12 protein-coding genes and 1 other annotated feature are annotated in these 15622 nt (G+C 42.4%); of the genes, 2 read left to right on the top strand and 10 right to left on the bottom strand.

Going from position 1 to position 15622, the window contains the following annotated elements:
- The first annotated feature begins 134 nt into the window (after positions 1 to 134).
- Positions 135 to 1262 (top strand): UDP-galactopyranose mutase, encoded by a 1128-nt coding sequence (glf, locus tag IGJ26_RS07185; RefSeq protein ID WP_194199479.1) that lies wholly within the window; start codon positions 135 to 137, stop codon positions 1260 to 1262.
- Between the two features lie 132 nt (positions 1263 to 1394).
- Here the strand turns inward: glf and IGJ26_RS07180 are convergent, their stop codons facing one another.
- From IGJ26_RS07180 to IGJ26_RS07170, 3 genes are all read right to left on the bottom strand, one after another.
- Positions 1395 to 2162: an inositol monophosphatase family protein gene (locus tag IGJ26_RS07180; protein ID WP_016611043.1), complete on the bottom strand. Its 768-nt coding sequence runs from the start codon at positions 2160 to 2162 to the stop codon at positions 1395 to 1397.
- A gap of 8 nt (positions 2163 to 2170) precedes the next feature.
- A complete protein-coding gene (locus IGJ26_RS07175; RefSeq protein ID WP_008381425.1) occupies positions 2171 to 2443 on the bottom strand; it encodes a UPF0223 family protein in 273 nt (90 codons plus the stop codon).
- Positions 2444 to 2650: 207 nt separating this feature from the next.
- Positions 2651 to 3556 carry a hypothetical protein gene (locus tag IGJ26_RS07170; protein ID WP_061054017.1) on the bottom strand — a complete coding sequence of 302 codons (906 nt, stop codon included), beginning with the start codon at positions 3554 to 3556 and terminating at the stop codon, positions 2651 to 2653.
- Between the two features lie 188 nt (positions 3557 to 3744).
- Here IGJ26_RS07170 and IGJ26_RS07165 point away from each other — a divergent pair, with 188 nt between their 5' ends.
- Positions 3745 to 4269, top strand: a complete 525-nt coding sequence (locus IGJ26_RS07165) for a type 1 glutamine amidotransferase domain-containing protein (protein ID WP_005236373.1) — start codon at positions 3745 to 3747, stop codon at positions 4267 to 4269.
- Positions 4270 to 4341: 72 nt separating this feature from the next.
- On the opposite strand, the gene IGJ26_RS07160 is transcribed toward IGJ26_RS07165, so the two are convergent.
- From IGJ26_RS07160 to mgtA, 7 genes are all read right to left on the bottom strand, one after another.
- Positions 4342 to 5541, bottom strand: a complete 1200-nt coding sequence (locus IGJ26_RS07160; RefSeq protein WP_104010377.1) for an MFS transporter — start codon at positions 5539 to 5541, stop codon at positions 4342 to 4344.
- Between the two features lie 162 nt (positions 5542 to 5703).
- The gene (locus IGJ26_RS07155; protein ID WP_061054016.1) at positions 5704 to 6975 is read right to left on the bottom strand and encodes an O-acetylhomoserine aminocarboxypropyltransferase/cysteine synthase family protein; all 1272 of its coding nucleotides are present in this window, start codon (positions 6973 to 6975) and stop codon (positions 5704 to 5706) included.
- A 50-nt stretch (positions 6976 to 7025) separates the two neighbouring features.
- Positions 7026 to 7279: a binding site (T-box leader), on the bottom strand.
- 110 nt (positions 7280 to 7389) lie between these two features.
- Positions 7390 to 8796, bottom strand: a complete 1407-nt coding sequence (lpdA, locus tag IGJ26_RS07150) for a dihydrolipoyl dehydrogenase (protein WP_005230052.1) — start codon at positions 8794 to 8796, stop codon at positions 7390 to 7392.
- Positions 8797 to 8803: 7 nt separating this feature from the next.
- Positions 8804 to 10450, bottom strand: a complete 1647-nt coding sequence (locus IGJ26_RS07145; RefSeq protein WP_005236379.1) for a dihydrolipoyllysine-residue acetyltransferase — start codon at positions 10448 to 10450, stop codon at positions 8804 to 8806.
- A 25-nt stretch (positions 10451 to 10475) separates the two neighbouring features.
- The gene (locus IGJ26_RS07140; RefSeq protein WP_005230047.1) at positions 10476 to 11453 is read right to left on the bottom strand and encodes an alpha-ketoacid dehydrogenase subunit beta; all 978 of its coding nucleotides are present in this window, start codon (positions 11451 to 11453) and stop codon (positions 10476 to 10478) included.
- Positions 11454 to 11455: 2 nt separating this feature from the next.
- Entirely contained in the window at positions 11456 to 12565 is a 1110-nt protein-coding gene (gene pdhA / locus IGJ26_RS07135; RefSeq protein ID WP_005231936.1) for a pyruvate dehydrogenase (acetyl-transferring) E1 component subunit alpha, read from the bottom strand.
- A 434-nt stretch (positions 12566 to 12999) separates the two neighbouring features.
- The gene (gene mgtA / locus IGJ26_RS07130; protein WP_005236382.1) at positions 13000 to 15591 is read right to left on the bottom strand and encodes a magnesium-translocating P-type ATPase; all 2592 of its coding nucleotides are present in this window, start codon (positions 15589 to 15591) and stop codon (positions 13000 to 13002) included.
- Positions 15592 to 15622 lie beyond the last annotated feature (31 nt).

The raw sequence follows: 15622 nt of genomic DNA, 5'->3' as shown, positions 1-15622 counted from the left end.
GTCGCTTTTTGCTCATGAATAACCAGCCAATTATAAAGATTCTTTGACTCTTTTAGAAAACGCTTGCTTTGCTCGGTGGCAGCCTTTATCTTAGAATTTGTATATCTTAAACAAAAGCTGAGAGGAGCGAACACATGAAGACTGGCAACTACCAGTACTTGATCGTTGGTGCGGGCTTATTCGGGTCGATCTTTGCCCATGAAGCAGCCAGAAAAGGGCATCGTTGTCTGGTGATCGATAAGCGTGACCACATCGGAGGCAACTTGTATACTTATCAAGAAGACGGCATCACGGTTCATCAATACGGCGCCCATATTTTCCACACGGATAGCAAAGAGATTTGGGCTTATATGAATCGCTTTGCTGACTTCATTCCTTTTACCAATCAAGTCTTGGCGAACTACCAAGACCAACTCTATAACTTGCCTTTTAATATGAATACCTTTTATCAACTGTGGGGCGTGCGAACGCCTGCAGAAGCGCAAGAAGAGATTAAACAGCAAATTGAAAGTGCCGGTATAACAGGAAAGCCTAAAAACCTTGAAGAACAGGCGATCCAATTAGTGGGAACCGATATTTATCGTAAGCTGATAGCCGGTTATACGCAGAAGCAATGGGGAAAGCCCCCTAGCGAGTTGCCGAGCTTTATCATTCGTCGACTGCCGATTCGTTTCACCTATGATAACAATTATTTCAACCATCGGTTTCAAGGAATTCCCGAAGGTGGCTATACGCCGATTTTCCAGAAATTATTAGATGATGATCGGATCGATGTTTGTTTGAAAACGGACTTTGAAGCTGAAAAAGCAGCCTATTTAGCACGTTTTCCTAAAATAATCTATACAGGACCGATCGATGCCTTTTTCGACCAAAGATACGGTCCTCTAGAATATCGTTCGTTACGTTTTGAAACAACCAAACATCCATCACCAAACCTTCAAGGAAATCCCGTAATCAATTACACGGATGAAAAGATTCCCTTTACCCGCAGCATGGAATGGAAACACTTCGATAAGCAAGGTGAGTCAGATACAACCATTCTTACCAAAGAATATCCATCCCCATTCACGATTGGTGCTGAACCCTATTATCCTATCAATGACGAAAAAAATAACCAGCTGTATAAAAAATACAAACAGCTGGCTGCGAAACAGCCGCAAGTCCTGTTCGGAGGACGTCTCGGCTCGTATCGGTATTTAGATATGGATCAAATCATCAGTGAAGCATTAAAGCTAGCACAAAAAGAACTTACTGCGAACTAAAAAGGCTGGGCTGCCGTTTTCGCTACTTAGGGACAGCGTTGACTACCACCAGGTCCAACTAGTGGGAAACGGAGCCATCCTTTTTTTCTATGAGCGTCAGTTCATCGGTTATCAGATAGTAGGCATGCTTTCTTATTGATTGACGATCGCCAATAATTCTTCAAAAGCTTTCGGTGTACCGCCTACGAACAATTCCCGTCCATTCAAGGATAGCGGCTCTCCTTTGATGTTTGCCATCTTTAATCCAAGGGTTTCTAACAAAACGCCCCCTGGCGCATAATCCCATGGCGCAAGATGAGAAAGATAGCCTGCTCTTTGTCCTTTAGCGAGGGCGATCAGCTCTACCCCAGCACAGCCAGTCATACGAATGCCTAATGCTTTGTCACTGACCTCGGTTTCGTGGTGGCGGTTATGGATCAACATGGGCGAATTCAAGCCAACGAGACCTTCGGATAAGGCAATATCTTTCGGCGGTTCGATCTTCTCGCCATTGTTATAGACACCAATCTCTGGACCACCCCATAAGAATTCATCTTTCATAACATTATAGACAAAGCCAAAGCGCCCTTTGCCCTCTTCGTAAATCGCGATCATGATACAAAAGTTTTCTTTTTCTAACACGAAATTCATCGTTCCATCGATCGGATCAATGATGAAGACCCGCCCACTCATGTCGGCAAGTGTGTCCAGTCCGTTTTCTTCACCTAAAATTTTGGCATCCGGATCATAGGATTGGATCTTACCAATCAGAAAATCTTGCGTGGCTTTATCCAATTCTGTCACTAAGTCTTTCCGTCCTGATTTTGTCTCGACCACTAAGTCTTCTTTATTTAAATTGTCTTTGATCGTTTCACCTGCAGCGATCATCCACTGGCGAACTTCATTAACGATTTCATGCATTCGTTGATCTACCCTTTCATTTTTAGTTTTCCCTCAGTCTTTTTCGCTGCCTGCACAGCATGGTACAGCGAATAGCCTGATAGTTCTTCAAATTCTCTGCCTAAACGGCGTTCCTCGCCAATGCTAGGAACGACTTTCTTAAAGGCTTGATACGCCTCAAGAAACGTACTACTAGGAAGGCCTTTTTCATAGGCTTGTTCTAATCGTTCCCACATCTTCATGACGACGACCATTTCATCTGTCGACCAATCTAAGTCAAGAGGATATTGATAATCCCGCATATTACCACTCCTATTCATCTTATTCAGTGTACCACAAAATTGAAAATAGGTCAGAGCCTCCGCTGCAAAAAAGGTACATCCTAGCAATGAATGTACCTCTTGTATACAAACTATTGAGATTTTTAAAAGCTGAAATCCGTGAATCTCAAATAAGAAGGAAATTCCTTTTTTCTTCCAACGAGATTGCTTAGTAAAAGATGACCGATTTCAAAAAGGTTCGTCTAGAAAAGCCCGCAAAAACAAAAAATTTTTAATGATAGTAATTGATTTCCACCACTGTTTACTTATGAAAAACTCTGGATAATCCGTTCCCCATTGCCATGGAATGACAAATGATCCATCTTCTTGTTGGTATTTTAAAATTTCTTGGGCTTCTTTTTTACATAATTCTTCACTAAAGATCCCAAGCAGCTGCTCTCTTGTAAAGAAAAAATTTGAAGGTTTACTGACATAAGACGTGAACCACTCTTCTGGCTCGTTTGAGACAGTATGGCGAATTTGCTGGAATAAGATCTCGCGAAAGCGGTCATTTGCTAAAACAGGCTGATACTGGATTTCTTCACAGTCTTGTAATAATTCTAGATAGACGACTAATGTGTGCATTTCACTGGTTGGCTCCTTAAGAAAACTTGCAACTGCTGTTTCGGCGATTTCTTGTGCTTTTTGATAGAGGGTCGTTTCCCCTGTTCTTAAGATCGTACCAGCTAGACTGACCGTTGGGTTGTCTGCTGGCACGCCCACAGGACTCTCCCACCAAATCGCATGCGGATAGGATACCGTTGACGGCACTTGGTTGAGCCATTTCCCTTCAGAAAATTCTTTTCCACTAGCTAAATACCTTAGAATCCCTTGGACTTGTGGATTTGACGAATGAAGGCATTCAAGCTCTCGTAAAATTCTACATGCCTCCCACACTGCAATCGGTGTACTATTGGGATTCCAATAATCAGGTTCCAAACCATGCCCATAACCACCATCTTCATTTTGGTAGACTTGTAACGCCTGTAATACAGCCTCGCGAGATCCATTTTCAAAATGGTACTGCCAACGAGCAAGGTCTAAAGGGCGCGCGTTTTTGTAAATAAATTTTCGTGCTTTTTCGAATGCTTCCATATCTTCGCCTCCTTTGGCTTTCTTTTATTATCGCTTACTCCCCTAATGATTACAACGCTTACATCAATATCATTTCTCTGAACGACCATTCTCAGAATAGCTTCTTGGCATTTTTCAGGAAGCATACTTTTGGTGTTTCCCTTGGCATGATGTTACAGTAAGAATAACAAGAAAAAGGAGGAATTCTCTTGCGTTTAGAAAACAAAAAAATCATTGCCTTAGTCGACAATGATTTCGAAGATTTAGAACTTTGGTATCCGGTCCATCGGTTACGGGAAGAAGGCGCACAAGTCGATTTAGTCGGTGAAGAAGCGCATAAAACGTATATTGGCAAATATGGTGTACCCGCAGAATCAGCCTATGCTTTTTCTGATATTCACGCCGATGACTACGATGCGATCTTAGTTCCGGGTGGTTGGGCACCTGATAAATTACGGCGTTTCCCAGAGGTCATCTCTTTCGTGCGAACGATGGACAAAGACCAAAAAATCATTGGACAAATCTGTCATGCAGGCTGGGTCTTGATTTCTGCGAATATCCTGCAAGGCAAGACGGTTACCAGTACACCAGGCATCAAAGATGATATGACAAATGCTGGAGCCACATGGGTCGATACACCTGTGGTTACGGATGGACATATCGTTTCCAGCCGCCGTCCCCCAGATCTACCAGACTATATGCGGGAATTTATTGCTGTTTTAGAAAAGAAATAGTACCCATTGATCAGATTCAAAAGAGTTGCGACCGAAGGAAATACGGCCGCAACTCTTTTTTCTACCTATCGATCATTCGCTTATGATCGCTAATTTTTTGTTGCTTTTAGGGATTTTTTTCACACCGATAAAGGTCAATGTAGCACCCAAAACGGCAAACCCAGTCCCAATCAAAAGCATTTCCCAGACACCAAAGCTTTGGATCAGCATCCCCCCTAAAAGGTTGCCGATCACGCCACCGATCGTGGTAGCGATAATGATAATCGTTTGTCCAAAAACCCGGTCTTCATCTGCCAAACTATGGTTGAACAAATAAGCAGAAGCAGGAATAAACAAGGCAAAACTAACCCCTTGCATCAAATGGCTCATTTCCATCAGGATGATGGAGCTGATCAACAGCATCAGCACCCCACGAATGGCAAAGGCAACACTGGACAGCAACAGCCAAAAACGGCTAGACCGTATCCTCACTAACTGTTCAAAGAAAATCATGCCCGGCAATTCGCATAACGCCGCAATCATCAGGGCGATGCCAACTTCCTTACTGCCACCGCCAATATCGGCAAAAATTTGTGCCAAAAAACTGTTGATCATCGTGTGGAAGCTGAAAAGAAAGCTAAACCCGACAAAGAGAAAGAGTAGAAAAGGATATTTCTTCAAAAAGGCACCTGAATGACTTTGTTCTGTAAGCATCACCGGCATTTCTGGCTTCTTGATCGCTGGCAGCAAAAGCAAAATAATGAGAAACAAAACGGCCTGCCCGATAGCGATCATTGGCAAAAGGGCTGCCGAAAACTCCTCCAAGAGCTGCCCCAGTAAAAAGGAGGTCCCCGCAAATCCTAGTGACCCACCCGCACGAGAAAAGCCAAAATTGATTTTGTTGCCGCTATTCGTGTATTCAAACGCCAAGGCGTTGAGAAAGGACTGCATGGAAACGAGCAAAATCCCTCCTAAAACATAGGTCAGTATTGATAATGCAGGGAAAATCACACCTGCTAAGAGCACCGCGACCACGCCGATTGTCATCGTTTTCAAGACAACGATCAGCGGTACTTTACTTTTTTTGATAATGATTTGACTGATGAAGGGCTGCAAAATCGTAGACGCAATATTGACTAAGGCTAAAATACCGCCAATTTTTGCTGGATCGACCTTGAAATAAATCAAAAAAAGGGTCGCAAAGCCATAGATTGAGCAAAACATCATCCAATAAAGAAATTGCAAACTTGTGTAGTAAAACCGAATCCTCTTGTCACTTGCATGATTACGCATACATCCCCCACCTTATCCATATTCCTTAGCAACTAAATATAGCATAGAACCGATGGATTTACTATCCTTCTAACAACAGAAACCGCAGTTTTATTTGAAACACTAACCGACAACAAAAAAGCGCAGCATAGTATCCTGCGCTTTTCCTACAGCTTCAACTATTTAGAGCTGTTGGAAGGCTTGCGTGAGATCTTCCAATAGATCGTTGATGTTTTCCAATCCAATGGATAGGCGAATCGTCTCTGGACGAATTTTGGCTGCTGCAAGTTCTTCTACGCTAAGCTGGGAATGGGTCGTCGAAGCTGGATGGATGATCAAGGACTTTGCATCCCCGACATTTGCCAGCAAAGAGAAGAGCTTGGTTGCGCCACAAAAGGTTTTGCTTGCTTCTGCTCCACCCTTTAATCCAAAGGAAAAGACGGAACTGGTCCCTTTGGGGAAATACTCCTGCGCCCGTTCAAAATAGGGGCTGTCCGGCAGTGTTGGGAAATGAACCCAAGAGACTTCCGAGTGCTTGGCTAAAAATTCAGCAACTTGTTGCGCATTTTCTACATGACGTTCCATCCGCAACGAAAGCGTCTCGATGCCTAACAGCAACACCCATGAATTGAAGGGAGAAATCGCAGCGCCTGTATCCCGTAAAAGAATCGTTCGTGCTCGAGTGACATAGGCAGCGTTACCAGCGGCTTCTACCCATGAGATTCCATGGTAGCTATGATCGGGATCGACCAGCTTGGGAAATTTGCCATTTGTCCAATCAAAGTTGCCGCTGTCGATAATGGCCCCTCCCAAAGCAGCGCCGTGACCACCGAGGTATTTTGTCGTGGAATAAACGACGATGTCCGCCCCATGCTCAAATCCTCGAAACAGATAGGGAGTCGCAAAGGTGTTGTCAATGATGAGGGGAATCCCTGCTTCATGAGCGATCGCTGCAATCTTTTTAAAGTCGGCAATATCAATATCTGGATTGCCTAAAGACTCTAGAAAAACTGCTTTAGTATTTTCTTGGATGGCTGCTTTTAGTGCTGCCAGATCTTCACTATCAACAAAGCTTGTAGTGATGCCAAAATCTGGCAACGTATGAGCGAATAAATTATAGGTCCCCCCATAAATTGAAGCAGCAGAAACGATATGATCTCCTGCTTGTGCAAGATTTAAAATCGCATAGGTGATCGCTGCTGAGCCAGAAGCCGTAGCTAACGCACCGACACCGCCTTCTAAGAGGGCTAGTCGTTCTTCTAGAACAGCCGTTGTCGGATTGGTAATACGGGTATAGATATTGCCATTCTCACTAAGACTAAATCTCGCTGCCGCTTGATCTGCGTCCTCAAACACATACGATGTGGTTTGATAAATGGGTACGGCGCGACTCCCTGTAGTAGGATCTGGTGTTTGTCCTCCGTGTAATTGAATCGTCTCAAATCTTTCTGTCATACTATTCCTCCTTAATAATACAAATAAAAAAGCCCTCTGATATCGAGATATCAAAGGACGTGTTTACGTGTTACCACCTTTATTCAAGCAGACTTTCCAGCATGCTTCTCAGCAAGTACGCGACAAATTAACGTCGTTATACTCTGACGCGATAGCGGGCGCACCCGGATCTTCTTATCTTTCGTACAAGGTCAGAAGATCACCTCTGAGGCCATTTTCGATTGATTCTACAAGTTCTTCTTGCACCCTACGAAGACTCTCTAGGCTTGCCAAATCAATGTACTTTCCTCATCAACGGTTGAAATATTAAGAGCATCGTATCATTTACAGAAGATTCTGTCAATAGCTTAGGATCGCTTTATTTTTGGTGATAAAAAAACTCGTTCACCAAATGATGAACGAGTTTCAAAAAGCTTAAATGTGGATTGGTAAACCTAGAGCTAACTCAGCAGCATCCATTGTGATCTCACCTAGAGATGGATGTGGATGGATGGTTAACGCGATATCTTCTGCGTTCATGCCAGATTCAATAGCAAGAGCAAGTTCTGAAACCATATCGCTTGCTCCTAAACCAGCAATTTGCGCACCGATGATCACATTGTCTTCAACCGTTGTTACTAAGCGAATGAATCCTTCGGTTTTTCCTAGAGATAACGCACGACCGTTACCTGAGAATGGGAATTTGAATGCTTTTGCTTCAATTCCAGCATCCTTGGCATCTTTGATCGTCATACCGACAGAAGCCAATTCTGGGTCAGTAAAGGCAACTGCAGGCATCGCTTTGTAATCAACAGCAACTTTTTTGCCAGAGATTGCTTCAGCAGCGATTTTTGCTTCGTAGCTGGCTTTATGTGCTAATGCAGCACCAGGAACGATATCACCAATTGCGTAGATGTTTGATACGTTGGTACGGCCTTGTTTGTCAACCGTGATCAATCCGCGTTCGCCTACTTCAACACCTGCTTGTTCCAAGCCCATGTCATCAGTATTTGGACGACGGCCAACAGTAACCATCACGTAATCAGCAGTAACTGATTCTTCTTTACCATCTACGGCATATTTCACAGTTACGCTATCGCCATTGTCAATTGCTTCTTTCGCCATTGCGTTGGTAACGACTGTTACACCTTTTTTCGCAAAGTCTTCTTCAACCAATTTGACCATGTCTTTTTCATAGGTTGGCAAGATTTGAGGAGAACCTTCAAGGATCGTTACTTCTGCCCCTAGGTTTGCATACGCTGCACCTAGTTCAGAACCGATGACACCGCCACCGATAACAACGAATTTTTTAGGAACTTCTTTTAATGCCAATCCGCCAGTTGAATCAAGAACACGTCCGCCGAATTTGAAACCAGGGATTTCAATTGGGCGAGAACCTGTTGCGATGATTGCATTGTTGAAAGAGTAAGTTTGTGCTGAATCAGGGTGGATGACACGCAATGTGTGATCATCAACGAAGAAAGCTTCTCCTTCAATCGTTTCAACTTTGTGTTTTTTCAATAGGAAACCAACACCAGAAGTTAACGTTTTAACGACTTTGTTGTCTTTCCATTCTTGTGTTTTGGTAAAATCAAGGGAAACATTTTCACTTGTTACACCAAACATTGTTGAATCCAAAGATTCTTGATAATGATGACCTGCAGCGATCAAGGCTTTTGAAGGGATACAACCAACGTTCAAACAAACGCCGCCGATGTATTCTCTTTCAATGATTGCTACTTTTTGTCCCATTTCAGCAGCGCGGATGGCAGCTACATAGCCGCCAGGTCCCGCACCGATTACAACTGTATCTAATTCAACAGCAAAATCTCCAACTACCATTTGTTAATCATCCTTCCATCATTAATAGCTCTGGATCAGCTAATAGACGTTTGATATTATTCATTGCTTGTTGCGCTGTTGCGCCATCAACGATACGGTGGTCGAAGCTTAATGAAAGTTTCATCACACGTCCGACAACGATTTCGCCTTCAGCGTTTACGATTGGTTGTTGCGCGATTGTACCTACACCCAAAATAGCTACTTCAGGGTAGTTGATTACTGGAGTGAACCAGCCGCCACCAACTGAACCGATGTTACTGATTGTGATGGTACCATTACGCATATCATCTGCAGCCAATTTGCCGTCATGAGCAAGTTTTGCTTTTTCGTTGATTTCATCAGCGATAGCAAACATGCCTTTACGATCTGCATCTTTTACGTTTGGTACATACAACCCATGGTCAGTATCTGTTGCGATACCGATGTTGTAATAGTTTTTGTATACGATCTCTTGTTTTGCATCATCGATCGACGCATTCAAGATAGGGAATTTTTTCACTGTTGCAGTCAATGCTTTCACAACATATGGTAAGAAAGTAAGTTTTGTGCCGTTTGCAGCAGCAACTTCTTTGAATTTCTTACGGTTATCCCAAAGGTTTGTTACTTCAACTTCATCATGCAAGGTTACATGAGGTGCTGTTTGTTTGCTGTTTACCATCGCTTTAGCGATTGCTTTACGTGTAGGTGTTAAGGCAACACGTTCTTCTAAATCACCTAAGTTTGATTTAAAGGCTTTTGCTGGAGCTGCTGGTTTGCTTTCAGTTGCTGCAGCTTTTGTTTCTTCTTTCGCAGGAGCTTGAGTTTCAGCTTTTGCAGCTTGTCCGCCACCTGATAGGAAGTTTTCGATGTCTTCTTTTGTTACACGTCCGCCTTTACCTGTTGCTGATACTTGGGAAATATCCACATCTTTTTCGCGAGCGAATTGACGGACAGAAGGCATAGCCAAGACACGTTTGTTAGGATCTGCTGCTTCAACAACACTTGCTGAACCAGAAGTTTCCACTTTTTCTTTTGGTGCTTCTGCAGGTGCGCTTGATGAAGCAGGCGCACTGTTGTGACCAGGTGCGTCGATTTCAACTAAAACATCACCAACATTTGCAACTGTTCCTTCAGCAACAACGATGTTTTTCACTGTTCCTGTTACTGGAGATGGGATTTCTTCGACTGATTTGTCGTTTTGAACTTCAAGCAACGTATCGTCTTCATTGATGGTATCTCCTGCTTTAACGAACCATTTTACGATTTCGCCTTCTGCAATTCCTTCACCGATATCTGGTAATTTGAATTGGAAAACGCCTGCGCCTTCAGAAGAACCAGCTGATGCTTCAGCCGTTTCCGTTGTAGGTTCTGCTGCTGGTTTTGCTGGTGTTTGAGACTCTGCTGCTACACCTGCATCGCCTTCGTTGTCTTCATGTCCTGGTGCATCGATCTCAACAAGGACATCTCCAACGTTTGCGACTGTACCTTCAGGGACAACGATGTTTTTCACTGTTCCTGTTACTGGAGATGGAATTTCTTCCACTGATTTATCATTTTGAACTTCTAGTAAGGTATCATCTTCATTGATGGTATCCCCTGCTTTGACGAACCATTTTACGATTTCGCCTTCTGCAATTCCTTCACCGATATCCGGTAATTTAAATTGAAATGCCATTTTCTATTCTTCCCTTCTTCAACTATTAAAAGTTCACGATTTCTTTCACTTTGTCTTCGATGTCTTTTGCATTTGGCAACCAAATGTTTTCAGCTTGACCGAATGGGAAGATCGTATCTGGTGCAGACACGCGTCCGATTGGAGCTTCTAGTGATAGAACCGCACGTTCAGAAATTTCAGAAACGACTTGAGCGCCAACACCTGCTTGTTTTTGTGCTTCTTGAACGACAACCACACGACCAGTTTTTTCAACTGATTTGATGATCGTTTCAACATCAAGAGGAGCAACTGTACGCAAGTCGATAATTTCAGCGTTGATGTTTTCTTTCGCTAAGTTGTCAGCAGCTTTGATTGCTTCACGAACCATTGCACCATAAGTGATGATTGAAACATCAGAACCTTCACGAGTTACTGCTGCTTTGTCTAAAGGAACTTCGTATGCTTCTTCTGGCACTTCTTCACGGAATGAACGGTAAAGTTTCATGTGCTCTAAGAAAACAACTGGGTCATTGCTGCGGATAGAAGCAATCAATAATCCTTTTGCATCATATGGGTTTGATGGAATAACGACACGGATACCAGGTGATTGAGCGATCAATCCTTCCAAGTTATCTGAGTGCAATTCTGGTGTGTGCACACCGCCACCAAATGGTGAACGAATAGTGATTGGTAAATTACGTGTACCACCCATACGGTAACGAGTACGCGCCATTTGACCAACGATTTCGTCAAATGTTTCAAATACGAAACCAAAGAATTGGATTTCTGGAACTGGACGGAAACCTTCTAATGCTAAACCGAAAGCCAAGCCGCCGATACCAGATTCAGCAAGAGGGGTATCGAAGACACGATCTTCGCCGAATTTTTCTTGTAAACCTTCTGTTGCACGGAAAACCCCGCCGTTTTTACCGACATCTTCACCAAAGACTAAAATCTCTTTGTCATTTTCCATTTCAACAGCTAAGGCATCTGTAATTGCTTGAATCATTGTTTTTTGTGCCATGACTATTTCGACTCCTTCGCTTCGTAAGTTGCAATTTGTTCTTTAATGTTTTGTGGTTGTACTTCAAACATGTTTTTCAAGAAATCTGAAACTTTTTGTTTTGGCACGCGGTCCGCTTCAGCGATCGCTGCTTTGATTTCTTCTTTTGTTTGTTCAATGACTTGTTCTTCTTTTTCTTCAGACCAAAGTCCTTTTTCAGTTAGGTAAGTACGGAAACGTACCAATGGATCTTTTTGTTGCCATTCGCTGTCCATGTCTTTTGAACGGTAACGGGTTGGATCATCACCAGACAATGTATGTGGACCGTAACGGTAAGTCAAGGTTTCAATCAATACAGGACCGTTGCCGTTTGCTGCCCATTCACGAGCTGCTTTAGAAACATAGTACACTGCCAATGGATCCATACCGTCAACTTGGATACCAGGGATCCCAGCTGCTGCAGCTTTTTGTGCCAATGTTGGTGCCGCACTTTGTACTTCACGAGGTGTAGAGATCGCAAAACCATTGTTTTGGATATAGAATACAGCGTTTGCATGGTAAGCCCCTGCAAAGTTGATTGCTTCATAGAAGTCCCCTTGTGAAGAACCGCCATCACCTGTATAAGTGAATACAACATTTTTCTTGTTGCGTTTTTTCAATCCTAAAGCAACGCCGGCTGCTTGGACGTATTGTGCACCAATAATGATTTGTGGTGGCAATGCTTTTAAATCTTCTGGATAAAGGTTCCCAGCAACGTGGCCACGTGACCATAAGAAAGCTTCTTTCAATGGCAGACCGTGTTGGATCAATTGTGGTACATCACGGTAACCAGGTAATAAAACGTCTTCTTTTTCAAAAGCAAATTGACTTGCTAATTGGCTTGCTTCTTGTCCAGCAGTTGGCGCGAAGAAACCTAGACGACCTTGACGGTTTAACGCAGTTGAGCGTTGGTCTAATACACGAGACCATACCATACGAGTCATCAATTCAACTAATTCGTCGTCACTTAAATCTGGTACTAACTCTTGATTTACAATTTTCCCGTCTTTGTCCAAAGCTTGGTAAGTTGGAAAATCCGCATTGACTTGCTCCAAAATCGCTTGGAAATCAAGTGCTTTTTGTTTTTTTGCCATCTTGACACACTTTCCTCTCTGATATAAAAATTCACTTTCGTATGTAACAGGGTTTAAATCTGTACTATCGAAATTTCATTTACTCTTATAAATTATCATTTAACTTCGAAAATGACAAGTGAAAAGGGTATTTTTTTTAATAAAAGAATTCCCACTGTAGCAACTCTTAAGAAAACATTAGTGAAATTAATCACATTAAAGCAATCGCTTTCTTCAATTTTTTCTTTTCAGATTCTTTTTTTTATTTAAGAATAGTACAGCATCCACCATTCCGCTAAACAGATTTATCATTAACCTCCTTTTATCACTTGTGAAGGATTCAACTTGAATCAAAGAGAAATTTCTTAATATGAGAAAAAAATAATACAGAGAACGGATAAAAAGAAACAGATCGGCGATTCTCCCCCTGTTAGGAAGAACGCCGACCTGTTTTTTTAAATCCATTCTCTCGTGACATGAATGTAAATGCGTTTCGCAAACTCAACTGTTACTAAATAAGCTAGATTGATACCGACATACCATGGCCAGTAACTTGATGGCAGTGCTGCAAAATCAAAGACGGTATGCAATGGCGTCAAGATGACCAAGAAGCCAACTGCAATCGCTAGAACACTTGAAATCAAAACTGCAGGTGATGCGATACTTTTGATAAATGGTAATTTTCTCGTTCTGATCATGTGAACGACTAAGGTTTGTGTCGTCAAGCCAATCATAAACCATCCTGCTTGGAACAAGGCTTGCTCTTGGATGGTATTTGCACTAAAGACATGCCACATCATAAAGAAAGTCAAAATATCGAAGATGCTGCTGACAGGTCCAATGCCGACGGTAAACTTCAATAGTCCACCCACTTGCCATTTAACTGGTTTTTCTAACTCTTCTTTATCTACGTTGTCCCATGGGATCGTCAATTGGGCCATATCGTACACCAAGTTTTGAACCAACAGTTGAATGGACAACATTGGTAAGAAAGGTAAAAAGGCACTAGCAACTAAGATCGAGAACACATTCCCGAAATTCGAACTCAACGTCATTTTGATGTACTTCATCATATTGGTAAATACTTTGCGGCCTTCGATGACCCCTTTATCAAGGACATTCAAACTTTTTTCTAATAAAATGATCGAGCTGGCATCTTTGGTGATATCTGCTGCGGTATCAACCGAGATACCAACATCTGCTGTACGTAAAGCAGGCGCGTCGTTGATGCCATCTCCCATAAAGCCGACCGTATGGCCTGCCGCTTGAATGGTTTCAATGATTCGGGATTTTTGCATTGGATTTAATTTTGCAAACAGATTAGTTTTTGCAGCTTTCTCTGCTAACTCTTCATCTGACAGATGATCTATATCGGTTCCTAACAAGTATTCATCTGCATCAATACCAACATCTCGACAAACTTTTTGCGCAACGATCGCATTATCTCCCGTTAACACTTTGACATTGATGCCATGACCGTGTAAAGAAGCAATCGCTGTTTTTGCTGTTTCTTTTGCTGGATCTAAGAAGCCCATAAAGCCAATCATGATCATATCTTGTTCATCTTCTACAGAATAAACGGCATCTGCGTGGGCATCTCGTTTTACAGCAACAGTCAACACGCGCATTCCTTGTTTATTCAAGCGCAAATTCACTTGACGCAATTGTTTTCTCAATTGAGGAGTCAATTCCATCACTTTGCCATCAACTTCTACGTACTTGCAGACTTGTTCCATTTCCTCGGCGGCACCTTTAGTGACCATCAGTTGATGACCATCTGCATTGACAACAACCGTCAAGCGGCGACGTGAGAAGTCAAACGGAATCTCATCGATTTTTGTCACATCGTTAAATGGCGCTGCCAAGCCTTCTTCTTCATAGTAGTTTAAGACAGCAATATCCATCAGGTTTTTCCACCCTGTTTGATAGTAAGAATTTAAATACGTCATATCAAGGACTTGTTTATCTTCTACGCCAAATGGGTTTAAATGCTGTACCAGTACAACACGATCTTCGGTGATCGTACCCGTTTTATCGGTACATAGTACATCCATTGCGCCTAAGTTTTGAATCGAAGGCAATTCTTTGACGATCACTTTTTCTTTTGATAAAGAGATCGCCCCTTTGGCTAAGTTACTGGTGACGATCATTGGTAGCATTTCTGGCGTCAAACCAACTGCTACTGCAATCGCGAAGAACAACGCTTCGCCCCAATCACCCTTGGTCAAACCATTGATCAGTAAAACGATTGGGAAAAGAACCATGACCATTCGCAACAATAGCTTGCTGACTTTTGTTAAGCCATCTTCAAAGGTTGTTTTACCCCGTTTCGTCGTCGCATTTTTGGCAATATCACCGAAGAAAGTACTTTGACCGGTTTTCAAAATAATGGCTTTTCCTTGACCACTTAAGACATCGGTACCCATGAAAACAAGATCTTGCATATCTAGTGCAGAAATTTGTTCATCGCTTTCTTTGATCCCAGCATCGACAAATTTTTCAACTGGCATTGATTCGCCTGTTAATGAAGATTGATTGATAAATAAATCTTTGGTCCAAATCAAGATCGCATCCGCAGGAATCATATCGCCGGTTGCTAAGGTGACGATGTCTCCTGGAACGACTTCATCCATTGGAATTTCTCTCGTGATTCCATCTCGAGTGACGGAACAAGTATTTTCAATAAGTTCTTTTAACGCTAAGCTTGCTTTTTGGGAACGGTATTCTTGGACGAAAGTAATCATGACACTGGCTAAAATCATGATTCCCATCACGATCACTGCTTCAATATCGCCTGTTACAAAAGAAATAACCATTAATAATGCCAAAACTAACACAAAAGGATCTTTGAAAGCACCTAGGATCATCAACCAAGCAGGTGTTGGTTTTTGCGCATCTACTTTGTTTGGACCATACTCTGCCAAACGTTCTGCAGCATCTTCTTCCGATAACCCTTGGAAGGATGTCCGCATTTCCATCAGCAGTTCTCTTTCGGTCAATTTTGCCAGTAATTTTAGTTCTTGATCTTTCGATAGTTTTTTTAACATCTTTTTTTCCTCCTAGCACTTAGGAGTTGCT

The sequence above is a fragment of the Enterococcus sp. AZ095a genome (genome assembly GCF_050546735.1).
In the GTDB taxonomy this organism is placed as follows: domain Bacteria; phylum Bacillota; class Bacilli; order Lactobacillales; family Enterococcaceae; genus Enterococcus_D; species Enterococcus_D entomosocium.
The sequence above is the reverse complement of the archived record's forward strand: the minus strand, read 5'-3'. Positions and strand labels throughout refer to the sequence as shown.